Origin of the sequence: Mesorhizobium sp. M1399, from assembly GCF_040317735.1 — a bacterium.
GTDB lineage: Bacteria > Pseudomonadota > Alphaproteobacteria > Rhizobiales > Rhizobiaceae > Mesorhizobium.
The window spans coordinates 254,857-275,776 of sequence record NZ_JAMYKZ010000001.1 but is presented as its reverse complement, the minus strand read 5'-3'; the positions used below and the strand labels follow the sequence as shown (position 1 = coordinate 275,776).

Here is a 20,920-nt window from a genome sequence, read left to right as displayed (position 1 = left end):
TTATGAGCCAATATAAGCTCTTTCGTTACACGCTATCGCCGATTGGTTTAGGCTGCAAGAGGGTTTTCGTCACTTGTCGCGGTAAATCGGGCCTTGACCTCATCAGGTACTGGACCGGCAGGGCGCCGGCTGATAGTATTGGTTCAACATTGGATCAGATTAAAAGCTCTCAACAAATGCCCAAGCTCGTCGCCAACGACATCGCCACTGTGCTGAAAAAACGGATTTCGGCCGGCGAGTGGCTTCAGGACGGGCGGATGCCGCCCGAGCGCGACCTTGCGGCCGAGTTTGGCGTGGCGCGCAATACGGTGCGTCGTGCCGTCGGCTTCCTGGAGGAGGACGGAACGGTTGTCCGGCATGTCGGGCGCGGCACTTTTCTGACTGCGACCAATCCCGATTCCATCGCGGCGACGGTCACGCGGATGGAAGGCACCAGCCCCGCCGACATGATGGAGATCAGGCAGTTGCTGGAGCCAGCGGCGGCGGCCTTCGCCGCCACAAATGCCAGCATGGCGGAACTAAACGCGGTTCGCGAAGCGCATCAGACCGCATGCGCTGCCGAGGACATGCCGGACTTCGAGCATTGGGACGCCGAGTTCCATCACTGCGTCTTCGCCTGCTGCCGCAATGACTTCCTGAAAGAGATTCACAATCTCATGCGCACGATCCGCAACCAATCGCCGTGGTTCGAAATGAAAAAGCGCTCATTCTCGGAGGAGCGCAGGCGCGTTTATTGCGACGAGCATCAGACAATATTGGACGCATTGCTGCGCCGCGACCCGGAAAGCGCCAACCAGGCGATGCTCGCCCATCTCAAGACAGTCGAGCGCAACCTTCTGGGCCGCTAATAGACGCGCGGCTCAAGGAGAGCGGGTGAGATGCGTCCAACGACTAAGCCTTCAGTACCGAGACGGCCAGTTCGCTGTTGTGGACGTATTCGTTGGCGTCAGGCTGCTTCTGCACGAGCAGGATGAACAGCAGGTCGGTGAGCGTCAGTTGTGCGTCGCGCGCGGTTATCGACGAAGAGCGCGCGCGCTCTTCATCGGCGATCGTGTGGAGGCGAATGTCGGCAACGCGGCTCAGCGGATTGTCGCGAAGTCCAGTGACGGCGATCACGGTGGTGCCACGTTTGCGAGCCAGTTCGGCTATCCGCAGGGTTTCGATGCTCGCCCCGGAATAGGAGAGCGCGAACAGCACGTCGCCTCGTCCAAGCGTCGAGACATTGGCCATTTGCACATGGCTGTCGCTGTCGTGCAGCACGTTGCGGCCGAGCTTCATCAGCTTGTAGGAGAAATCGCGCGCCACGAGCGAGGATGCGCCGACGCCGGCCAGATGAATGCGGCGCGCCCCGTTCAACGCTTCGAGGGCTTTGCCGATTTCCTGCTCGGTGTTGGCTGCGACGGTCTGTTGCATCGACAAGAGCTTGCTGCCGATCAGCTTGCGCAAGATGACCAGATAGCTGTCGCCGACCTCGATCGAACCGTGGATCATGCCGGCCGGCACGTGCCATTCCTGCGACTTGGCCTCGCTGACGGCGAGCTTGAGCTCCTGATAGCTGGCATAGCCGAGCTTCTGGCTGAACTTGACGACGCTCGACTGACTGCGGCCGATTTCGGCGGCGAGCGCCGCCGTCGACAGGCGCAGCATCTGGTCGGGATTGTCGACGATGTACCGCCCGATCTCGCGATCGCCGGGCGCCATGATCTCGAGCTTGGCCTCGATCTTCTTCAGGACGGACATGCGTTCCCCTGTTGCCAGTCATCGACAATGCCAAGCCAAGGAATAAATTATTCCGTTCCTGATTGACAGCCAAGAATGATCTATCAAATCTCGACCCGTGCGGTTTCGGCCTGGCCTTTCGCCCACACCAACGATTCGGACATGCACGGGAATTCGGACATGAAAGATCGCCTGCAAGCGCGTAGACTCGCCGACACCTTGGATTAGGGCAGAGCCATGGATAGATTGCGGATCGTCGGCGGGCACAGGCTTGAGGGCGCGGTGACGATCTCCGGCGCCAAGAACGCGGCCTTGCCGCAAATAGCGGCAGCTTTGCTCAGCCCCCACCCGCTGCAGCTGACCAACCTGCCTGAGGTGACCGATGTCGACAACATGCTTGGCGTCGTCGGGCTTCATGGGGCTGAAGTCACCAGATCGGCGCATGCCGCCACAATCGATGCCAGTGCTGCCGTCTCTAGGGAGACAAGCTACGACACAGTCAGGCGCATGCGCGCGACGGTGCTGGTTCTCGGTCCGCTGCTTGCCCGCTTCGGCCATGCCCGGGTCTCGCTGCCTGGCGGATGCGCGATCGGCGCACGGCCGGTCGACATGCATGTCGCCGCGCTTGCGGCACTTGGCGCCGACATTGCCATCGAAAACGGGCTGATCGTCGCGTCTGCGCCGGGCGGACTGAAAGGCGCGCGCATCGTTTTGAGCTCGCCGTCGGTCGGCGCGACCGAAACTGCGATGATGGCGGCGACGACTGCACACGGCGAGACCGAGATCCTCAACGCGGCCCGCGAGCCGGAGGTGGCCGATCTTGCCGCCTGCCTGAACGCCATGGGCGCGCGGATCGAGGGCGCCGGCACGCACCGCATCCTGATCGCGGGCAGCACAGACTGGCGCGCCGCCACGCACGACATCATCCCGGACCGGATAGAGGCCGGCACCTATGCCGTCGCAGCGGCTATCACCGGCGGTCAGCTCGAGCTGACCCACGCGCGGCTCGAGCACATGGCATCCGTCGTCCAGCTGCTCGAAGCAGCCGGTGTGAAAATATGGCCGGGCGACCGCGGGCTGATCGTGTCGAGAGACGGGCCACTCGAGGCGGTCGACGTGACGACGGAGCCCTATCCGGGCTTTCCGACCGATCTTCAGGCGCAGTTCATGGCGTTAATGTGCTGTGCCGAGGGCGCTTCGCTGTTGCGCGAGACGATCTTCGAGAACCGTTTCATGCATGTGCCCGAACTGATGCGGCTCGGCGCCAATATCAAGCTGCAAGGCACCATGGCGCTGGTGCGCGGAGGCGAGAAGCTGAAGGGCGCGCAAGTGATGGCGACCGACCTGCGCGCCTCCGTCTCGCTGGTGCTGGCGGCGCTGGTGTCCGAAGGCGAGACAACGATCAACCGGGTGTACCACCTCGACCGTGGCTATGAGCAGCTGGACCGCAAGCTCCGCCTGTGTGGCGCCCAGATCGAGCGGATAAGTGGATGAGTGCCGGCGCGGTGTCTCCGCATTATTTCCTGGGCGTCGATGGCGGCGGAACCGGCTGCCGGGCGCGTATCGAAGACGAGGCAGGAACTGTGCTCGGGCAAGGCCTGTCGGGCCCGGCGACAACGCGGCTCGGTATAGAGGCGGCCTGGGCCTCGATTGCCAAAGCCTTTGGCGCGGCGATCGAAGAGGCAGGGTTCGCGGCGGTGGAAATCGCCAGGATCCGCGCCGGCATCGGTCTTGCCGGCATCGGCCGCAAGGGTGCGCTCGAGGCGTTTCGTGGCATCGAACATCGCTTTGCGAGCATCGACTTCGTCAGCGACGGAGTCGCGGCTTGCCTTGGCGCTCATTCGGGTCAAGACGGCGCCATCGTCATAGCCGGGACCGGTTCGATCGGGCTCGGCTTTGTCGAAGGGCGCGACCTGCGCGTCGGCGGCTACGGTTTTCCGATTTCCGACGAGGGCAGCGGCGCCGATCTCGGACTAAAGGCAGTGCAGCTTGCCTTGCGTGCCCATGACGGCCGGCATGAGCGGACGGCGCTGCTGACCGAGGTGATGCAGCGCTTCAGGGACGATCCGTTCGAGGCGGTGGCCTGGATGGACCGCGCCAGCGCGACCGACTATGCCGCCTTGGCGCCGATGGTGATCCGCCACGCCGACCAGGGCGATCCGGCCGGACGGCGCATCGTGCAAGGTGCTGCCGAGCAGGTCGACACGTTCGTGCGGGTGCTGTTCGAAAAGGGCGCGCCGCGGGTTACGCTGCTCGGCGGTCTGTCCAGCCCGCTAGAGCCATGGCTCGCTCCCGACGTCCGCCGACGTCTGAAGCCGGCCGATGGCGATGCGGTTTCGGGAGCCATAATCCTGGCTAGGAAATCCCTGTGTCAGCGATAGTGCTCCTGCCTGAAGGAATATTATATTCCTAGAATCCGTTGACACGAGGAATATCGAATTCTAAAAAGTTAACCAAGCAGAAGCAAGTTGCCGGTCGCCGGCTGCGGGCACTGGACGTCGGCTGGCACCGCATCACATTCCTGCTCACAGCAGATTGAAAGCAAGCAAGTGGTCGAACACGGGTTGATGTCGGAGCTGGAGCGATTGGTTTCCGAGGACCGGAATCCGAAGACGATAGACATCGATCTGTTGCCGACCCTCGAGGTGCTGCGCAAGATCAATGACGAGGACAAAGGCGTTGCGGCAGCCGTCGAGAAGGTCATTCCCGACATTGCTGCGGCCGTGGACCGGATCGTGAGCGCGTTCCAGAAAGGTGCACGCCTTGTCTATATGGGCGCGGGCACGAGCGGCCGGCTTGGCGTCCTCGACGCCTCGGAATGTCCGCCGACCTTCGGCGTGCCCGAGGACATGGTGATGGGCCTGATCGCCGGCGGCGTCGACGCGCTGGTGCACTCCGCGGAAGGCGCGGAGGACGATCCGAAGCAGGGAATAAAGGCGCTGCAGGACATCAAGCTGACCGCCGGCGACGTGGTGGTCGGCATCGCTGTCAGCGGACGCACACCCTATGTCATCAGCGGCTTGACCTATGCCAAGCAGGTGGGAGCCACCACCGTGGCGCTGTCCTGCAATCCGCGATCGACCATTGCCGGAATTGCCGATATTGCCATCTCTCCGGTGGTTGGACCGGAGGTCCTCACCGGCTCGACCCGACTGAAATCGGGAACCGCGCAAAAGCTGGTGCTCAACATGCTGTCGACCGCCAGCATGATCCGCATCGGCAAGAGCTATCAGAACCTGATGGTTGACCTCAATCCAAGCAACAAGAAGCTGATCGCCAGGGCGGTCAGGATCGTGATGCAGACGACCGGCTGCGCGGCGCAGCAGGCACGACAGGCACTCGACCAGACCGGCAATGACGTAAAACTGGCAATCCTGGTGACGATCACCGGCATGGGCGTCGAAGAAGCACGTAAGGCGCTTGCCAATGCGGGAGGTTTCCTGCGCAAGGCGATAGGCGAAAAGACGGTGTAAGACCGCATGGATGCTGGGCCGATGTTCCGGGGCGTGTGTCCCTTTGAAGCGGTCCGGGGAACTGCAAGGCATCAGGTTTAACAATAATGGGAGACGACAATGGTACGGCACATTGGCAAGAAACTGCTTTCCGGGATGACGCTTGCGGCAATGCTGGCCATTGCCGCGGCACCGGTGCAGGCGAGTGCGGCGACGCTGCACATGGCCTGGTCGCAGGACGCCACCGGTCTTGATCCGCACAAGCAGACGGCATTCTCCTCGCTGCGGTTGCTGGAGCTGATCTATGAACCGCTGGTACGGCTCGACGCCAATCTGCAGATCACGCCCGCGATTGCCGACTCCTGGCAGTTCTCGGCGGACGGCAAGGAGCTGAGCTTCAGGCTCAATCCGAAAGCAAAATTCCAGAACGGCGCCGCCGTGACCTCGGCCGACGTCAAGGCATCCTTCGAGCGCATACTCGACGAGAAGACCGGTGCGGCCGCCCGCGCCAACTTTCTTTCGATCGCCAGCATCGACACACCCGATCCAGCCACCGTTGTGTTCCATCTCTCGCAGCCGGATGTGCCGATCCTGACGGCGATGAGCGACGTCAATGCCGCGATCGTCCCGGCAAGCGAAATCAAGGCCGGCTCGATCGGCACGACGACGGTCGGCTCGGGTCCGTTCAAGCTCGAAAAGTGGGATCCGAATTCCAAGGAAGTGCTTGTCGCCAACAAGGATTGGGCGGGCGGCGCGACCGGTGTCGACGGCATCGAGATCAGCGTGCTGCCGGACGAGACGGCGATCCTGGCGGCGATGCGCACCAAGCAGATCGATTTTGCCCTGCTCAACGATCCGCTTGTCGCCACGCTGGTGCCCAAGGAGGCCAGCCTGCAGTTGAACCGCGTGCCGGTGCTTGCCTATCACGTGCTGCAGCTCAATCCGTCCCGCAAGCCGATGACCGAACTCAAGGTGCGTCAGGCGATCTCCTGCGCCATCGACCGGCAGGAAGTGCTGGACACCGCCTCGCTCGGCGAAGGCAAGGTCACCGGCCCGCTGACCATCCCGGCGCTGGCGACCGATCCGAACCAGTTGTTCTGCTACAAGCGCGACGTCGAGAAGGCCAAGCAACTGATGACTGAAGCCGGCTATGCCGACGGCTTTTCGGCGACCGTGATCGGCGCCACCGGCGAGCCGCCGACAGCAGCGGCGGAAGCCCAGGTCATCCAGTCGCAGCTCGCCGAAATCGGCGTCAAGCTCGACATCAAAATGATGGAGCTCAACGTCTATGTCGATGCATGGCTGAAGGGCGATTTCGACATGGCCGTCGCGCTGAACGGCGGCAGGGCCGATCCCTACACTATGTATAATCGCTACTGGACCAAGACCGGCAATCTGCAGAAGGTGGCGAACTATATCGACGATACGCTGGACGGCCTGATGCAGAAGGGCCGCACCGAGACCGACCCGGCGGCGCGCAAAGCGATCTTCGCCGACTTCGAGAAGCACATCACTGAGATGTCGCCCTGGATATGGCTCTACACGTCCTACAGCTACACGGCCCAGCAGAAGAATATCGCGGGATTCGAACCGGTGCCGACAGGTTCGCTGTTCAGCCTCGCCAAGGTGACGATCCAGTAGCTGCTTCGATGCCGGACGAGAGGATATTCTTCGCGTGAACTATCTGATGCGGCGACTGGCGACCTTCCCTCTCGTCCTGCTTGGCGTGTCCATCGTGGTGTTCCTGGCAATCCGGATGGTTCCGGGCGATTCGATCACGGCGATGCTGGGAAGCGAAGCCGGCCTGCTGACGCCTCCTCAGCGCGACGCGCTTGCGGCCTATTTCGGCATCGACCAGCCCTGGTTCATCCAGTACTGGCGTTGGCTGCTTGGTCTTTTCCAAGGCAATCTCGGCATTTCGTCCACCTATGGCAGGCCGGTGCTCGGCGTTATTCTCGAACGCTTCCCGCTGACGCTGGAGCTTGCGCTGCTGTCGATGATCATCGCCCTTGTCGTCGGCATGCCGGCCGGGATCTTTGCCGCCACCCACAATGAGAAGCTTTCCGATCTCGGCGTGCGCGTTGTCGCAATGATCGGACAATCGACGCCGAACTTCGTCCTTGCACTGCTGATCATCTACACGCTGTCGGCGGGGTTTGGCGTTTTGCCGGCGATGGGCGAGTTTTCGCCGCTGTGGCGGGATCCGCTGCGCAATCTCAGCCAGCTGTTGCTGCCGGCCGTCACGCTCGGTTTCGCCTTCGCGGCGTCGGTCACCCGTATATCGCGTTCGGCGATGCTCGACGTGCTGAGCGACGATTACGTCAGGACCGCGCGCAGCAAGGGCGTCTCGGCGCGCGGCGTCATCTGGCGGCATGCTTTGCCCAATGCGCTCATCCCGGTCGTGACGCTGAGCGGCATAGAGTTCGGCTATCTCCTGGGCGGGGCAGTCATCGTCGAGCAGATCTATGCGCTGCCCGGTCTCGGCCGCATGGTGCTGGACGCCATCCTGCAGCGCGACTATGCGCTGGTGCAGGGAAGCGTGCTGTTCATCGCCTTCAACTTCATGATCGTCAATCTCCTCGTCGACCTCGCCTATGTCGCGCTCGACCCGCGTATTCGGCTAAGCGAGCACTGATGGCGACATTGCGGGCCATACTTGCGCACACCAGCGGCCGCATCGGCGGTGCCATCGTTGCGCTTTATCTGCTGCTTGCCGTACTTGGCATGCTGGGGCTGACGCCGGACAATCCGCTGACGCAGCACCGGGTCGAGCGGCTGCATGCGCCTGACAGCACTTACTGGATGGGCACGGACCTGTTCGGCCGCGATGTCGCAAGCCGGCTGATGACCGGGATCGGCCAGTCCTTCCTCGTGGCCTTCTTTTCGGTCGCCTTCGCGACACTGGCCGGCACCGTGCTCGGGCTGGCGGCAGCCTGGTTCGGGCGCCGCTGGGACGGCCTGGTGATGCGCATCATGGATGTGCTGCTGGCATTCCCGGCGATCCTGCTGGCGCTGCTGATCGTCGCGGTTGCGGGACCGGGAACCTGGACCAGTGTCGTCGCCATTGCCATCGTCTACACGCCGATCTTCACGCGCGTGGTGCGCGGCCCGGCTCTGTCGCTCAAGGCGCGTGAGTTCGTCGACGCGGCCCGCACGTTCGGCAGCAGCTCGAGCTACATCGTGACACGGCATCTGCTGCTCAATCTGGTCGCGCCGTTGACCGTTCAGGTGACGCTGGCGCTGGCCTGGGCACTGCTCACCGAAGCCGGCTTGAGCTTCCTCGGGCTCGGCACGCAGCCGCCCGCCGCGTCGCTCGGCCTGATGCTGAGCGACAGCCGCAACCTGATGGAGACAGCTCCCTGGTTGATGATCTTCCCGGGGGTGGCGATCATGATCAGCATCCTCGGTTTCAACCTGCTCGGCGATGCGTTGCGCGATGTGCTCGACCCGAAGACGCGGAGATCGATCGCATGATCCCGCTGCTGTCCGTCAGCGGTTTGCGCGTCGGCTTCGGCCGAAAGCCGTCAGCCAATGAGGTCGTGCGCGGCGTCAGCTTCGATCTCGCTGACGGCGAAACGCTGGCCATCGTCGGCGAAAGCGGCTCGGGCAAATCGGTGACGGCGCTCTCGATCAATCGCCTTGTCGATTATGGCGGCGGCCGCATCACCGCGGGCTCGATCAAGCTGAAGCGGGCCGACGGCAGCATGTTCGACCTGACCGCCGCGGCCGAGCCGCAGCTGACGAAGATCCGCGGCGGCGAAATCGGCATGATCTTCCAGGAGCCGATGACCTCGCTCAATCCGGTGCTGACCATCGGCAGGCAGATCGAGGAGTCGTTTCGCCTGCATCGCGGCCTGACCGGCCGGCAAGCGACGGCGGCGGCCAAGGACGCGCTCGACCGTGTGCGCATTCCCGACGCAGCACGGCGGCTGAAATACACGCCCAACCAGCTTTCGGGCGGCATGCTGCAGCGGGTGATGATCGCCATGGCGCTCGCCTGCAACCCGCGCCTGCTCATTGCCGACGAGCCAACGACGGCGCTGGATGTTACGGTGCAGGCGCAGATCATGGCGTTGCTCGCCGAGTTGAAGCAGGAAACCGGGATGTCGATGATCTTCATCACCCACGATATCGGCTTGGTTGCAGGTATCGCCGACAAGGTGATGGTGATGCAAAGCGGAGAAGCTGTCGAGCAAGGCGCGCTGAACCAGATATTGGACGATCCGCAGCATCCCTATACGCGGCATCTGCTTCATGCGGTGCCGCATTTCGCCGGCGGCAGTGCGACACGCAAAGACATGCAACGCGAAAAGCAAAAAGCTACCGAGCCGGCGCTGAAGGTCGATGGCCTCGTGGTGCGATTTCCCGTCAAGGGTGGCTTTTTCAGCCGCGCCAGCGGTGCCGTGCATGCGGTGGACGGTGTGGATTTCGACTTGATGCCGGGCGAAACATTGGCCGTCGTCGGCGAGAGCGGTTCCGGAAAATCCACCGCCGCCCGTGCGATTCTGGGGCTGGTGCGCTCGACGCGCGGCACAATCTTGGCCAGCACGCGCAAGGCCGCCGCCGGGCAGAGCGCCCTTCCCGTGCAGATGGTGTTCCAGAATCCCTATGGCTCGCTTAATCCCAGGCTCGCCATCGAAAGCATTCTTGCGGAACCGGTGATCGCCACGGGCGGGCGGATAACTGCTGAGACGCGAGCGAAAATGGCCGCGCTGCTGAACCGCGTCGGCCTGCCGGAAAACAGCCTGCAGCGTTATCCGCACGAATTCTCCGGCGGCCAACGCCAACGGCTGTGCATTGCCCGTGCGCTGATGCTCAATCCCTCCGTTGTCGTCCTCGACGAAGCGGTTTCGGCGCTCGACGTATCGGTGCAGGCCAGAGTGCTGGAGCTTTTGATCGAGCTGCAGAGTGAATTCGGGCTGGCCTATCTGTTCATCTCGCATGACATGGCTGTGGTCGAGCGGATCGCCCATCGCATCGCGGTCATCTATGCCGGCCAGATCGTCGAGATCGGCGATGCCAGATTGGTGCTCTCGGAGCCGAAGCACTCCTATACCAAACAGCTTATCGCGGCCGTTCCCACCATAGACCGGCGGCATGAACGTTTCGAGCTGGACACGCGCCAGGTTCCCTCGCTCGTGCGTCCGCTGGGATTTGAGCCGGGCCCGGCAAAATGGCAGCAGTTCGGGCCGGATCATAGAGTACGGGTGGAAGTGTGATGATTGTCGCCCGAAAGCATGCAGAGGCAGACGGACAGCTCCCTCGCTGCCTTTCAGACGGACGCCGCAATTGATCGATCCCGATCTCTTCTCCCGCGCATTCGCCCCTCTCGAAGCGGCAGTGGCTGCGGCGCGCATTCCGGGCGGCGTGCTCGGCATGGTCGACCGGGACGGCGAACGCATCGTCCGGGCAATCGGCTCAGCCCAAGTCGTGCCGAAGATAAGGCCGATGCATGTCGGGACATGGTTCGATCTGGCATCCCTGACAAAAATCATCTTCACCACACCGCGCATTTTGGCGCTGGCGGAAGAGGGGGTCATCGACCTCGACGCGCCGCTGATTTCGGTCCTGACCGATCTTCGCCAATATGACGAAAAGGCCTGGGAGCGGACGGTGACGTTTCGCCAGTGCCTCGGCCATCAGACACCGTTTCCCGCCGTCGCGCCGATCTACACCTATGGGCGTGACCCCGAGCTGTTGCGCGCCTTTGTCTTGCAGCGCGAGTGGCAGGTCGGGGAGCCGGTCTATTCCGATATCAACTTCATTCTGCTCGGCTTCGTCCTGGAGCGCCTGTCCGGCAAGACCATTCGCGACATGGATCCCGGTCCGGGCTTCGCGTTCTCCGCCGAACCGGGTCAAGCGGCGGCCACAGAAGATTGCACATGGCGCCATCGCGTGCTGTCAGGCGAGGTCCACGACGACAATTGCTCGGCATTGCAAGGGGCCGGTCACGCCGGGCTGTTCGGAACGGCAGCTTCGGTCCTCGACTTTGCGCGAGGGCTGCTGGACGGGACCGGCGCGTCGCAGCGTTCGATAGCGCTGATGCGCACGCCCTTGTCGGCAACCCGCACCCATGGCTGGGAGCGACCCTACGAAGGCTGGTCCGGCGGCCGGCTGTGCAGCCCCGAAACCATCGGGCATACCGGCTTCACCGGCACCGGGCTTTGGGTCGACTTCGACAAAAGCAGAGCGTGGACCTTGCTCACCAACCGGATCCATCCGACACGTCATTTCAACAGCGGGATCGCAGCGCTTCGCCAAGCGGTCGGCGATCTCGTCAACGGAGCCTGACAATCATGAAAAATGGCGAACCAATGTGGGCCGTCGGCTTGATGACCGGCACCGTGCTGGACGGCAATATCGACGTCGCGCTGATCAAGACCGACGGCGAGCGGATCGCGGATTTCGGCACCTACACGCTGGCCCCCTACCCGCAGTCGATCCGGACCTTGCTGGAAGAGACGCTTAGGCAGGCAAGGAACTGGAATTTCACCGGGCCGGAACCGGCAATCTTCCACGAGGCAGAGGAGGCGCTGACGCGCGCCCAGTCTGCGGCGGTCAAGGATCTTGTCGAAAGCCACGGCCTGACCATGGCCGACATCGGCGTCGTCGGCTTTCATGGCCAGACCGTGCTGCACCGTGCCCCGCAAGTAGGCCGACTGGGCCAGAGTCGCCAGCTCGGTGATGGCGAGCTGATGCATGCCATGCTGGGCACCAAGGTCGCCTATGACTTCCGCTCGGCCGACATGCGCGCCGGCGGCCAGGGCGCGCCGCTGTCGGCGGCCTATCACGCCGCGCTGCTGCGCGAAGCCGACGCCAGCGGCGACACGGCGGTGCTCAATCTCGGCGGCGTCGCCAACATCACCTGGTGGGACGGCAAGGACAATGTCATCGCTTTCGATACCGGACCCGCCAACGCGCCGCTGAACGACTTCATCAAGTCGAAGGGGCTTGGCGAAATGGACCGCGACGGCGCGCTGGCTCGCGTCGGGACGGTCGATGAGGCACGGTTGGCCAAGCTCCTGCAGCACCCGTACTTGACCAAGCCATACCCGAAATCGCTGGACCGTTTCGATTTCGGCGCCTCGATGGCGGAAGGGATGAATGCCGAGGATGGCGCTGCCCTGCTGACGGCCTTCACCGCGGCCGCGGTCGGCAAGGCGCTCGATCTTCTGCCGCGCCGGCCGAAGCGGCTGGTGGTCAGCGGTGGCGGTCGCCACAACCCAACGATCATGGCCATGCTTGCCAGCCGCGCCGGCGTCGAAGCCGTGCCGGCGGAGGCGCTTGGCTGGAAGGGCGACGCGGTGGAGGCGGAGTGTTTTGCCTTCCTGGCTGTGCGCGTGCTTAGGGGCTTGCCGATCAGCTTCCCCAGCACGACCGGCGTGCCACAGCCGATGTGCGGCGGACGCCTTGCCGGCTAGTTAAGCCACCAATTTCTTCTGCAGGAAGATACGGCTTCGGCCAATGGGAAAGTCGGCGAGCGCACCGAACGGTCGATAACCTTGGCGCTCATAGGCCTTGGCGGCCTTGGGATTGAACGTGTCGATCCAGGCGCCGTGACAGCCGCGCGCCATCGCCTCCCTCTCGGCTGCCTCGAGCATCCGGCCGGCCATGCGCTGGCCGCGCAGCTTTTCATCGACCCAGAGCCATTGCACATAGAGCCAGCCCCAGGCGGTGTATCCCGAGATGCCGGCGACAATCGCGCCGTGCTCATCGCGCACGAACACGGCCAATGTCTTCCTGCCGGAGGCGCCGACATCGCTGTCGTTGAACGCCGCAAGCCGCTCTCCAAGAAAAGCCAGCTCGTGCGGCAAGGGATTGGCGGTTGTCTCAAGCGTTGTATTGTACATCCAACGAGCATCTATCGAAGGACCGGGCCGAGACGCAAGCCTTGCTGCGCTATAGCTTCGGCGAACGCCACGCCGCTGCCGCAGCAGCGATCAGCATGAGCAAGGCTGCAACCACCGCCGATGCCGCAAACCCGAACGTGGAATAAAGCGGCCCGAACGCCGTGGTGCCGACGAACACCGCGAGATAGGTCACCGCGCTGTTCAAACCCATGATCGTGCCGCGGCGCGCAGGGTCGAGCGCCGATAGGCGCATCACCAGGACGTTCAGCCCGAAATGATTGGCAAGGCCCCAGACGGCTATCATCGCTATGGTCAGGCCGAAGCTGCCACTTGCCGCAGCAATCGCGACATAGACGAGCGCGACGAGCAGATAGGCAAACGGCATGACCCGCCGCGCGCCCAGACGATCGATGACGCCGTCAAGAAGTGCCGCCGTGCCAAAGCCGGCGCCATAGGCGAGCGCGGCCAGCCCGTTGGCACTGACCGGCCGTCCCAGGCCGTTGTGAAGGTGATCGCCGAGATAGCCATAGACGCCATAAAACGCCGTCATGAAGGCGGCGCAGGCGACCAGAAGCGGCACTATGCCGGGAACACCCAAGGCGCCCAGCGGCGTCGGTGCCGGACCGCTCTTCCTGACGTCGCTGAGCAACGTCAACGTGAGGCTGGCCAATGCGAGTGTTGCGAGCACCGCGACCGCCGCGAACACGGCGCGCCAATGCACCAGGTCGGCAAGTACGGCCGACAGCGAAACGCCGGCGACCATGCTCAGCGTCCAGCCGGTCAGCACGACGCCGATGGTCCCGCTTTCACGACCGGGCGGCGCAATCGCGGCGGAGCTGGCATAGATTGCCGGCATGGCGACACCCGCAGCAATGCCGGCGAGAAGCTGGGCCGCGACCAGCGCCGTCACCGTCGGCGCCGCAGCGCTGGCGACGAGCGCTATTGCCAGCAGCAGCAACGCTCCCTGCAGCATGCGGCGGGCGCCGAGCCGGTCGATGTAGCGCGCTAGGAACAAGGCGCTTGCCGACGTACCGAGCCCGAACGCGGCGGACGCGATCATGACCGCCGGCACGCTTGTGCCGAACGACGCGGCCACCGCCGGTGCAATCGGACCGAGCACAAGCGAGTTCGAGCCGATCACGGCAATGCACCCGGTCAGCAGGTAAGCGAGTGCCGGGATTGGCGGCTTGGGGGCCGCTGCGAATGTGGCGACTTGATCACTGTTCGACATATGGCAATAATGGCCGTATTAAATTCTGCATCAATCGGGAATTTTAATATGGATGAAGAAACAGATGGCATTCCGCAGAACAGGCCTGCCGCCCGCGATATCGATGCAATCGACCGAAAAATATTAGGCGTCCTGGTCGACGACGCGACGATCAGCTATGCCGAGCTCGGCGACCGCGTCGGCCTTTCGCCGCCGGCAGTCCATGAACGCGTCAAGCGCCTGCGGCGGAGTGGCGCCATCCGCAACACCGCGGCCATCATCGATCCCAAGGCGGTACACAAGCCGCTGCTCGCCTTCGTCCATATCGATACCAAGGGGTGGGGAAAGACGCCGGAGCTGATGGCGATTTCCGAACATCCCGAAGTCGAGGAGATCCATTCGGTGGCCGGCGACACATGCATGCTGATCAAGGTCCGCACCGAGGACACGCGGGCGCTCGAAGGCCTGCTGTCGCGCCTCTACGAAACACCCGGCGTCACCTCGACGCGAAGTTACGTGGTGCTATCGACCTATCTGGAGCGGCCAGTGCAGCCGGGGATTACGACGGAGTGGCCGACGCCCCGGCACATGGCCAAGCCGCTCTATTAACTCAAACGATCCTCACGCGTATCCAAAGTCGAACCGGGAACGTCCTAGAGACTGCATCCTGTGGTTATCCATCGGGCCGTTTCGTTTTCGCCGGTTCTTGGGTCTCACGGGACGCCTGTGCGCAACCGGAGATATGCGATGAGAAAATTGATCGTGGGCAGCTTCATTTCGCTGGACGGCGTCATCGAAGCGCCAATGGAATGGGCCTCGCCCTTCTTCGACGAGGAGATGAAGGAGCACTCCTATGAAAAGGCCGGCGAGGCCGATTTTTTCCTGCTCGGCCGCATCACCTATGAAATGTTTTCGGCGCGCTGGCCGCAGGTCAAAGGCAGCAAGTACATGGACCGCATGAACGGACTGAAGAAGCTCGTTGCGTCGCGCGGCCTCAAGGAGGTGAGCTGGAACGCATCGCTGATCGAAGGCGACGTCGCTGCCGAAATTGCCAGGATCAAGCAACAGGCCGGCGGCAACATACTGAAGTATGGAGTGAGCAATCTCGACCAGACGCTGCTCGCCAACAGGCTTGTCGACGAGTATCAACTCTCGATCGTGCCGACCCGCGTCGGGCATGGCAAACGCGCTTTCCAGGATGTCGACCCATCCCTGGTCAAGCTGGAGCTTATAGATACGCACCGTTTCAAGAACGGCGTCATTACGCTGACCTATGTCCCGCTGTGATCCGCCGCCGAATTGAATGCCCATGAAGATGCAGCCAAGACTTGACCCGACCGGGCTTTTCGACGTCCGCTACGCCGGCTTCCTGGAGACAGTCGCGCATTTGCGTGGGCGGCTGCACCGCTACTGTGCACGCATGACCGGTTCGACGCTCGACGCCGAAGACGTGATGCAAGAGGCGCTGTTCGAGGCCTATCGGAAGATCGAGAAGCTGGACGATGCGAGTGCTCTTCGCCCCTGGCTGTTTCGCATTGCACATAATCGCTGCATCGATTTCCTGCGAAGCCGGCAGGTGCGTCAGCATGCGGAGGCCAATTTCGTCGAAGACGAGATCATCCTGCCGGTCGAGCCGGTGGGCAACGGCGCGGATCGCGCGATCGAACGGCTGGTTATCCACCTGCCGCCCAAGGAACGCGCCTGCGTCCTGCTCAAGGATGTCTTCGACTATTCGCTGGAAGAGATCGCCGATCTCGTCGGCTCGACCGTGGGTGGCGTCAAGGCCGCGTTGAGCCGTGGCCGCTCCAAATTGGCCGCCTTGTCAGGCGAGCCAATCGTCCGTTCGGAGCCCCAGCGCGATCCGGAACTTCTGGAATTGCTCAGCCGCTATGTCGAACTGTTCAATCGCCGCGACTGGGACGGGGTACGGGCGCTGACCAGCGCGGATGCCCAATTGCAAGTCGCGGATTGCTTCAAGGGAAGGCTATCGGACTCACCTTACTTCGTTGAATACGAAAGAGCCTCGACGACCTGGAAAATGGCGATTGGCATAATCGATAGCGAGGCGGTGCTGCTCGTGCTTCACCATGGCGAAGACGGTTGGAAGCCGGCCCATCCGGTTCGGATCGAAGCCGCTGGCGGGATCATAAATCGCGTCACCGATTACTATGCCTGCCCCTGGATCATGCCGGCCGCTGGTGCGGTGGTCGTTTCCGGGCCGGCCTAACCGGCAGCAGGACCTGCAAGTGTCCGGCATCGACCTCAAAATGGGATCGATGCCGGACGGGGCATAGGCGCTTACTGAAGTTTCGCCTGCAAGGCGTTGACGTCATCCGTCGTCATTTCGCCGTCGGTCGTCACCTTGCCGTCGACGATCTTCCAGAGCCGGAACGGGCCGGTGATGTCGCCATACTTATCGAAGGCGACCGGACCGATGACGCCTTCGTAGCGGATCGGCTTGCCCTCCTTGATCAGGCCGAGCGCCTTGGCGAACTCGTCCTTGCCGGCATAGATCGGCGTGCCGGCCGGGTCGACCGCCTTGTACATCGCGTCCTTGATCTTGGCCGGATCCTCAGAGCCGGCAATGGCGATGGCCAAGCCGACGATGGCGCCGGCATCATAGGATCGATCGGCCGCCGGGTTCGAGGGTTCGATGCCCGAAAATTCCTTGTAGTTTTTGGTGAAATACTCGGTCGATGCGGTCGGGCTGGTGCCGGAGGAAGTGCCGTACGCATCCTTCAGGTAATCCGCGCCAACGGATTCGATGAAGTCCGGGCTGTTCATGCCGTCATTGAGCAGGAACTTCTGGACACCGCCCTGCGAAATCCAGGTGCGGGCGATGGTCGCGCCGTCGACAGGCGTGCTGACGAGATAAAGCCCGTCCGGTTCGCCGGCCATCGCCGCGGTCACTTCCGAGGCATAGCTCGACTGCTTTTCATTGTAGGGCGTGTCGGAGACGATGGTGCCGCCGAGCGCCTTATAGGCGCGTGAGAATTCCGCCACCATGTTAACGCCGAAGTCGTTGTTGACGTGGATGACCGACAGCTTCTTGAAACCCTTGTCGATGGCGTATTTGGCGGCAGCGACACCCTGCAGCGCATCAGATGTGATGGTGCGGAAGAAGATGCCGTTGGTCTTGCCGTCGCGCCCAAGCGCCGTCAGCGTCGGCGACGAGGAAGCAGGCGACACCTGGACGATCTTGGCCGGAGCGGTGACCGAGGTCAGGATCGGGATCGACACCGAGGAAATGATGCCGCCGATGATCACCGGCACCTTCTTGACCTGCACGAGTTGTGTCGCGGCATCGACCGCGATGTTGCCTTGGCTCTGGCTGTCGCGGGTGTCGGTTGCTAGGTCGCAGCCGCGCACGCCGCCCGCCTCGTTGATATCGCGGAAGGCCATTTCGACCGATTTTGCGCCGGCCTGGCCGTATTCGCCGGCGGGACCGGTCAGTTCCAAGACGAGGCCGACCGTGATCTTGCAATCCGCGGCCTGCGCTGCACCGGCCGCTGTCACCAGAGCCAGCGCAGTGGTGATCTGAAGTATGGTCTTTTTCATTGTTGTTCCCCTTTCGTTACACGACTCTCATTGACGCCTTGAGCCTGTTCAGTCTTCCGGCATCTGCAGCCAGGTTTCATGCAGATGTCGCCATTCGACGCCGTTGGGCGCCGATGAGCTGGTGGTGAAGACCGCACTCGAGCGGCGGCGGCTGTGCTTGCCCCCGCGCTGCTGTGCTTCGATGTAACAGACGACGATCGTGTCGTCTGACTGCCAGCCGGCCCGGATATCCTCGATCGAGATACTGAAATCGCCATCAGAGGTGGCGCGGCTTGCCCTGACATGGTCGAGCACCGCGTCACGATCGAGGACCTGACCGTCCGGCGCAACCATGCAGAAGCCTTCGCCCATGACGCGTTCGAAGCGGCTGAAATCTGCATTGTCCGCACTCGCCGCATTGAACCAGTCGACGAAGAAGCGGTGGAGATCGACCACTTCGGCACTGGCGCGGGAAAGCAAGGAGGGCTTCTCGTCCATGGCCGCGCTCATTTCCTGCCTGCATTCAAATTGTAATGCATGATCGAGCCGTGGCGGCCGTGACGGTCGCGTTCCAATGTGTAGACGTCGTCCAGCGGCCCACGGCTTTGCGCGATCACGGCAGCGATCCTCGCCCGGTCGTCGGCATCGAGCGCGATGTCCATGATTCTGGCATTGGCAAGGGCGTGCGCCTGGTTGCGGGCGCCGACGATGACGGCCGCCACTTGCGGCTGCTCCAGCACCCAGGCGCTGGCGATGGTGGCGATGTCGACGCCGTGGTGGTCGGCGACGGCCTTCAGTGTGCGAAGCAACTCCTGGAAAAGCTCCCAACCGCCAAAGTCGTCGATGATCAGCTTGTATTTGACCAGCGACCGGTTTTCGAGTGGCGTTTGTGGCTCGGCAACGCCTAGCCATTTTTCGCTGAGGAAGCCGCCCGCCACCGAACCGTAGCAGAGGAAACTGACGCCGTGCTGGCTGGCGAGCGCCGCAAGGCTGTTGGCCGGCCGCTGGTCGAGTACCGAGTATTGCAGCTGTTGGCTGACCAGCGGCACGCCGGCGGCCAGGATCTCGGCCAGCCGCGGCGTGTCGAAATTGGTGGTGCCGATGTTGCGCACCTTGCCTCGGAGACGCAGGTCGTTGAGCCAGCCCATCGCATCGACGTAGCCCGGCAGCGCATAGTCCCACCAATGGAACTGAACGAGATCGAGCCGCTCGGTCTTCAGCCGCCGCAGCGACTGGTCGACGATGCTGCTGATGTAGTCGCGGCTGATGCTGGAAAGCCTTTCGAGGTCAGGCACCAGCTTGGTGTGCACCTTCATCTTGGCGGCGGCGTCGAGGCCGCGCTCATTGGCAAGCCGCAGGCGCGCGGCACCGATCAGTTCCTCGACGCCGGTATAGATGTCGGCACAGTCATAGGTCCCGATGCCGGCGTCGAACGTGGCGATCAGGTCGGTTACCGCCTGTTGGCGGTCGATCGCGCCGTGCCCGCCGGCAAGCTGCCAGCCGCCACGAATGACGCGCGAGATCGTGTAGCCGGGGCTGAGCTCGAACGCCTTGCCGGTCATCTCTGGTCAGTCTCCTTGGGCAGCGGCACAGCCGTGGTTTCTGAATGACTGAACCACCGCTTGCCGGTCCTGACGATCCTGAGCCGGCTGGCGCAATTGGGATCTGGACAGGCGATCTCGGCATCCGAAGTCATCCAGTCGTTCCTGTGGGTCGGGCGTTGCTTTGCGGCCAGAAGCGGCAACACTGCCGCAATGGAATAGATCGAGAAGCCCTGCCCCGTCGGCATCGACAGCATCTCGCCCTTCAACTCGAAATAGTCGCCGGCCTTGGCACCGCAATAGATCGGCTTGCCCTCGGGGACGACCGCCTCGACGCGAAGGTCGAAGAGTTCGAAACTGTCGTCGGCCATTCAGATCTCCACCCGGGTGAAGGTGATGTCACAGGCGCCGTTGCGGCGGATCGCGCCACAGGCGGCAGCGAATTGATCGCGCTCTTCGGGACGCACCTGCGCGACGACGCTTCCGGCAAGCCAGCCGATCGGGAACAGCAAGCGCGCGCCCGGTCCATAAAACAAGCCGATGTCGAAGATGGCATTCGGGTTGCCGCCCCACATGCGCGGCGGCACGTAGGACAACACGATGTCACCCGGCTGCGGCGTTAGCGTTGCGTTCTCCGCCGGCAAGGGCCTGGCATAGGTTTGGCCCTCAAGTTCGGCTGATGGAACCGGGCAGGAGATTTCCGGCCCGGTCCACATCGCATGGATGCCGGCAACGACGCGCGGCTGCTCGAGATAGGCCAGCAGGAAGGCGGCGTTGTCGGGCGCCTTTTCAGGCAACAGCAGCGCGGTCACGGAAAGCTTCGAGCGTGGCTCGGTGATCCTGATGCCAGGCGTCGTCATGCCCTCAATCCTTCTTTGCTTGCGGATTGGAGCTTGTCGCGCAGGAAGGCGAAGGGCCGGCTGATGTCCGCCACCAGCGCCTCGCGCGCTGCCTGGGCATCCTGCCTGGAAAGCGCTGCGACGATACTACGATGGTAGTGGGCGGTATCGACTTCACCGGCATCGGAAAATGCGTAAATGGCCACGCGAATGCACGGCCCGGATTGCAGCCACAGGCTCTCGATCATCGGGATCAGCACGGCGGAGCCACAGCATCGGTAGATCTCGAAGTGGAAGCTCTGGTTGAGCGTCGCCTCGCGGTCGATATCCTTCTTGTGCTTCAGCGCCCGCATCTCGTCCCATTGGCCCAGCATGGCTTCGACCGTGGCTATCTGGCGCGAATTCATGCGTGTAGCGGCAAGTGCTATCGCTTCGCCCTCTATGAGGGAGCGGGCGCGCAAGAGGTCGTCGATACGCTCCAGCGTGATCGGCGGCACGCGCACCGAGCGGTTGGGAAGCGCCTCCAGCGCCTTCTCGGTGATCAACCGCCCGAGCGCCTCACGCACCGGCATGGTACTGGTGATCAGCGCGTCGGCGAGGCCACGGATGGTCAGCACCTGACTCGGCTCAAAAAGGCCGCCGATCAAGGCACGGCGCAGCTCCGAATAGACGCGATCCTGCACGGTTTCGCGGCCGACCGGCGTAAGCTGGGCTGCGATCGTTTCGTTATTCCGTTCGATGGCGGCCTTCTGCATGGCGTTCCCGGTGGCCA

22 protein-coding genes are annotated in these 20,920 nt (G+C 63.0%); 13 read left to right on the top strand and 9 right to left on the bottom strand.

Going from position 1 to position 20,920, the window contains the following annotated elements; all coding sequences use genetic code 11:
* Positions 1-2: 2 nt before the first annotated feature.
* Entirely contained in the window at positions 3-848 is an 846-nt protein-coding gene (locus NKH05_RS01390) for a FadR/GntR family transcriptional regulator (protein ID WP_245278491.1), read from the top strand.
* Between the two features lie 43 nt (positions 849-891).
* Here the strand turns inward: NKH05_RS01390 and NKH05_RS01385 are convergent, their stop codons facing one another.
* Positions 892-1,740 (bottom strand): MurR/RpiR family transcriptional regulator, encoded by an 849-nt coding sequence (locus NKH05_RS01385; protein WP_023716700.1) that lies wholly within the window; start codon positions 1,738-1,740, stop codon positions 892-894.
* Positions 1,741-1,956: 216 nt separating this feature from the next.
* Between NKH05_RS01385 and murA the strand changes: the two genes are divergently transcribed.
* From murA to NKH05_RS01340, 9 genes are all read left to right on the top strand, one after another.
* Positions 1,957-3,213 carry a UDP-N-acetylglucosamine 1-carboxyvinyltransferase gene (gene murA / locus NKH05_RS01380; protein WP_352547495.1) on the top strand — a complete coding sequence of 419 codons (1,257 nt, stop codon included), beginning with the start codon at positions 1,957-1,959 and terminating at the stop codon, positions 3,211-3,213.
* Entirely contained in the window at positions 3,210-4,100 is an 891-nt protein-coding gene (locus NKH05_RS01375; RefSeq protein WP_352789794.1) for a glucosamine kinase nucleotide-binding domain-containing protein, read from the top strand. Before murA ends, NKH05_RS01375 begins: the two co-directional genes overlap by 4 nt.
* A gap of 186 nt (positions 4,101-4,286) precedes the next feature.
* Complete coding sequence (gene murQ, locus NKH05_RS01370) at positions 4,287-5,192, top strand: N-acetylmuramic acid 6-phosphate etherase (RefSeq protein ID WP_502907172.1); 906 nt, start codon at positions 4,287-4,289, stop codon at positions 5,190-5,192.
* 99 nt (positions 5,193-5,291) lie between these two features.
* On the top strand, positions 5,292-6,812 hold the full coding sequence (locus NKH05_RS01365) for an ABC transporter substrate-binding protein (protein ID WP_353024924.1): 1,521 nt from the start codon (positions 5,292-5,294) through the stop codon (positions 6,810-6,812).
* Positions 6,813-6,846: 34 nt separating this feature from the next.
* On the top strand, positions 6,847-7,806 hold the full coding sequence (locus tag NKH05_RS01360; RefSeq protein WP_352482735.1) for an ABC transporter permease: 960 nt from the start codon (positions 6,847-6,849) through the stop codon (positions 7,804-7,806).
* The gene (locus NKH05_RS01355) at positions 7,806-8,645 is read left to right on the top strand and encodes an ABC transporter permease (RefSeq protein WP_023716694.1); all 840 of its coding nucleotides are present in this window, start codon (positions 7,806-7,808) and stop codon (positions 8,643-8,645) included. Before NKH05_RS01360 ends, NKH05_RS01355 begins: the two co-directional genes overlap by 1 nt.
* A complete protein-coding gene (locus tag NKH05_RS01350; protein WP_352493946.1) occupies positions 8,642-10,390 on the top strand; it encodes an ABC transporter ATP-binding protein in 1,749 nt (582 codons plus the stop codon). The genes NKH05_RS01355 and NKH05_RS01350 overlap by 4 nt, the downstream gene beginning before the upstream one ends.
* Positions 10,391-10,460: 70 nt before the next feature.
* Positions 10,461-11,462, top strand: a complete 1,002-nt coding sequence (locus NKH05_RS01345; protein WP_352482740.1) for a serine hydrolase domain-containing protein — start codon at positions 10,461-10,463, stop codon at positions 11,460-11,462.
* A 5-nt stretch (positions 11,463-11,467) separates the two neighbouring features.
* Positions 11,468-12,592 (top strand): anhydro-N-acetylmuramic acid kinase, encoded by a 1,125-nt coding sequence (locus NKH05_RS01340; protein WP_353024923.1) that lies wholly within the window; start codon positions 11,468-11,470, stop codon positions 12,590-12,592.
* On the opposite strand, the gene NKH05_RS01335 is transcribed toward NKH05_RS01340, so the two are convergent.
* Together NKH05_RS01335 and NKH05_RS01330 are read right to left on the bottom strand one after the other, a co-directional pair.
* Positions 12,593-13,021 (bottom strand): GNAT family N-acetyltransferase, encoded by a 429-nt coding sequence (locus NKH05_RS01335; RefSeq protein WP_353024922.1) that lies wholly within the window; start codon positions 13,019-13,021, stop codon positions 12,593-12,595.
* A 49-nt stretch (positions 13,022-13,070) separates the two neighbouring features.
* A complete protein-coding gene (locus tag NKH05_RS01330) occupies positions 13,071-14,252 on the bottom strand; it encodes an MFS transporter (protein ID WP_023716690.1) in 1,182 nt (393 codons plus the stop codon).
* A 48-nt stretch (positions 14,253-14,300) separates the two neighbouring features.
* On the opposite strand from NKH05_RS01330, the gene NKH05_RS01325 reads away from it, so the two are divergent.
* The 3 genes from NKH05_RS01325 to NKH05_RS01315 all read left to right on the top strand — a co-directional run bounded on the left by NKH05_RS01325 (position 14,301) and on the right by NKH05_RS01315 (position 16,458).
* Positions 14,301-14,840, top strand: a complete 540-nt coding sequence (locus tag NKH05_RS01325) for an Lrp/AsnC family transcriptional regulator (RefSeq protein ID WP_352482745.1) — start codon at positions 14,301-14,303, stop codon at positions 14,838-14,840.
* Positions 14,841-14,978: 138 nt separating this feature from the next.
* Positions 14,979-15,518 carry a dihydrofolate reductase family protein gene (locus tag NKH05_RS01320; protein WP_352547478.1) on the top strand — a complete coding sequence of 180 codons (540 nt, stop codon included), beginning with the start codon at positions 14,979-14,981 and terminating at the stop codon, positions 15,516-15,518.
* Positions 15,519-15,540: 22 nt separating this feature from the next.
* The gene (locus tag NKH05_RS01315) at positions 15,541-16,458 is read left to right on the top strand and encodes a sigma-70 family RNA polymerase sigma factor (RefSeq protein ID WP_353024920.1); all 918 of its coding nucleotides are present in this window, start codon (positions 15,541-15,543) and stop codon (positions 16,456-16,458) included.
* 71 nt (positions 16,459-16,529) lie between these two features.
* Here NKH05_RS01315 and NKH05_RS01310 read toward each other — a convergent pair whose 3' ends face one another.
* The 6 genes from NKH05_RS01310 to NKH05_RS01285 are packed head-to-tail and all read right to left on the bottom strand — an operon-like array spanning position 16,530 to position 20,903.
* Positions 16,530-17,789 carry an ABC transporter substrate-binding protein gene (locus tag NKH05_RS01310; protein ID WP_353024919.1) on the bottom strand — a complete coding sequence of 420 codons (1,260 nt, stop codon included), beginning with the start codon at positions 17,787-17,789 and terminating at the stop codon, positions 16,530-16,532.
* Positions 17,790-17,837: 48 nt separating this feature from the next.
* Complete coding sequence (locus NKH05_RS01305) at positions 17,838-18,266, bottom strand: DUF4440 domain-containing protein (protein WP_023716686.1); 429 nt, start codon at positions 18,264-18,266, stop codon at positions 17,838-17,840.
* Positions 18,267-18,274: 8 nt separating this feature from the next.
* Entirely contained in the window at positions 18,275-19,330 is a 1,056-nt protein-coding gene (locus NKH05_RS01300; protein ID WP_353024917.1) for an aldo/keto reductase, read from the bottom strand.
* On the bottom strand, positions 19,327-19,680 hold the full coding sequence (locus NKH05_RS01295; RefSeq protein ID WP_352482752.1) for a TIGR04076 family protein: 354 nt from the start codon (positions 19,678-19,680) through the stop codon (positions 19,327-19,329). Before NKH05_RS01295 ends, NKH05_RS01300 begins: the two co-directional genes overlap by 4 nt.
* Positions 19,681-20,169, bottom strand: coding sequence for a DUF3830 family protein (locus tag NKH05_RS01290; RefSeq protein ID WP_352482754.1), 489 nt, complete (start codon positions 20,167-20,169; stop codon positions 19,681-19,683).
* Positions 20,166-20,903 (bottom strand): GntR family transcriptional regulator, encoded by a 738-nt coding sequence (locus tag NKH05_RS01285; RefSeq protein WP_084642406.1) that lies wholly within the window; start codon positions 20,901-20,903, stop codon positions 20,166-20,168. Before NKH05_RS01285 ends, NKH05_RS01290 begins: the two co-directional genes overlap by 4 nt.
* Between the last annotated feature and the right edge of the window lie 17 nt (positions 20,904-20,920).

Bases quoted from the DNA above. Each gene is read 5' to 3' on its own strand.
- NKH05_RS01390 (WP_245278491.1), top strand. From the start codon at position 3: ATGAGCCAATATAAGCTCTTTCGTTACACGCTATCGCCGATTGGTTTA.
- NKH05_RS01305 (WP_023716686.1), bottom strand. From the start codon at position 18,266: ATGGACGAGAAGCCCTCCTTGCTTTCCCGCGCCAGTGCCGAAGTGGTC.
- NKH05_RS01385 (WP_023716700.1), bottom strand. From the start codon at position 1,740: ATGTCCGTCCTGAAGAAGATCGAGGCCAAGCTCGAGATCATGGCGCCC.
- NKH05_RS01350 (WP_352493946.1), top strand. From the start codon at position 8,642: ATGATCCCGCTGCTGTCCGTCAGCGGTTTGCGCGTCGGCTTCGGCCGA.
- NKH05_RS01300 (WP_353024917.1), bottom strand. From the start codon at position 19,330: ATGACCGGCAAGGCGTTCGAGCTCAGCCCCGGCTACACGATCTCGCGC.
- NKH05_RS01315 (WP_353024920.1), top strand. From the start codon at position 15,541: ATGAAGATGCAGCCAAGACTTGACCCGACCGGGCTTTTCGACGTCCGC.
- NKH05_RS01335 (WP_353024922.1), bottom strand. From the start codon at position 13,021: ATGTACAATACAACGCTTGAGACAACCGCCAATCCCTTGCCGCACGAG.
- NKH05_RS01290 (WP_352482754.1), bottom strand. From the start codon at position 20,169: ATGACGACGCCTGGCATCAGGATCACCGAGCCACGCTCGAAGCTTTCC.
- murA (WP_352547495.1), top strand. From the start codon at position 1,957: ATGGATAGATTGCGGATCGTCGGCGGGCACAGGCTTGAGGGCGCGGTG.
- NKH05_RS01310 (WP_353024919.1), bottom strand. From the start codon at position 17,789: ATGAAAAAGACCATACTTCAGATCACCACTGCGCTGGCTCTGGTGACA.
- NKH05_RS01375 (WP_352789794.1), top strand. From the start codon at position 3,210: ATGAGTGCCGGCGCGGTGTCTCCGCATTATTTCCTGGGCGTCGATGGC.
- NKH05_RS01295 (WP_352482752.1), bottom strand. From the start codon at position 19,680: ATGGCCGACGACAGTTTCGAACTCTTCGACCTTCGCGTCGAGGCGGTC.
- NKH05_RS01330 (WP_023716690.1), bottom strand. From the start codon at position 14,252: ATGTCGAACAGTGATCAAGTCGCCACATTCGCAGCGGCCCCCAAGCCG.
- NKH05_RS01285 (WP_084642406.1), bottom strand. From the start codon at position 20,903: ATGCAGAAGGCCGCCATCGAACGGAATAACGAAACGATCGCAGCCCAG.
- NKH05_RS01325 (WP_352482745.1), top strand. From the start codon at position 14,301: ATGGATGAAGAAACAGATGGCATTCCGCAGAACAGGCCTGCCGCCCGC.
- NKH05_RS01340 (WP_353024923.1), top strand. From the start codon at position 11,468: ATGAAAAATGGCGAACCAATGTGGGCCGTCGGCTTGATGACCGGCACC.
- NKH05_RS01355 (WP_023716694.1), top strand. From the start codon at position 7,806: ATGGCGACATTGCGGGCCATACTTGCGCACACCAGCGGCCGCATCGGC.
- NKH05_RS01320 (WP_352547478.1), top strand. From the start codon at position 14,979: ATGAGAAAATTGATCGTGGGCAGCTTCATTTCGCTGGACGGCGTCATC.
- murQ (WP_502907172.1), top strand. From the start codon at position 4,287: ATGTCGGAGCTGGAGCGATTGGTTTCCGAGGACCGGAATCCGAAGACG.
- NKH05_RS01365 (WP_353024924.1), top strand. From the start codon at position 5,292: ATGGTACGGCACATTGGCAAGAAACTGCTTTCCGGGATGACGCTTGCG.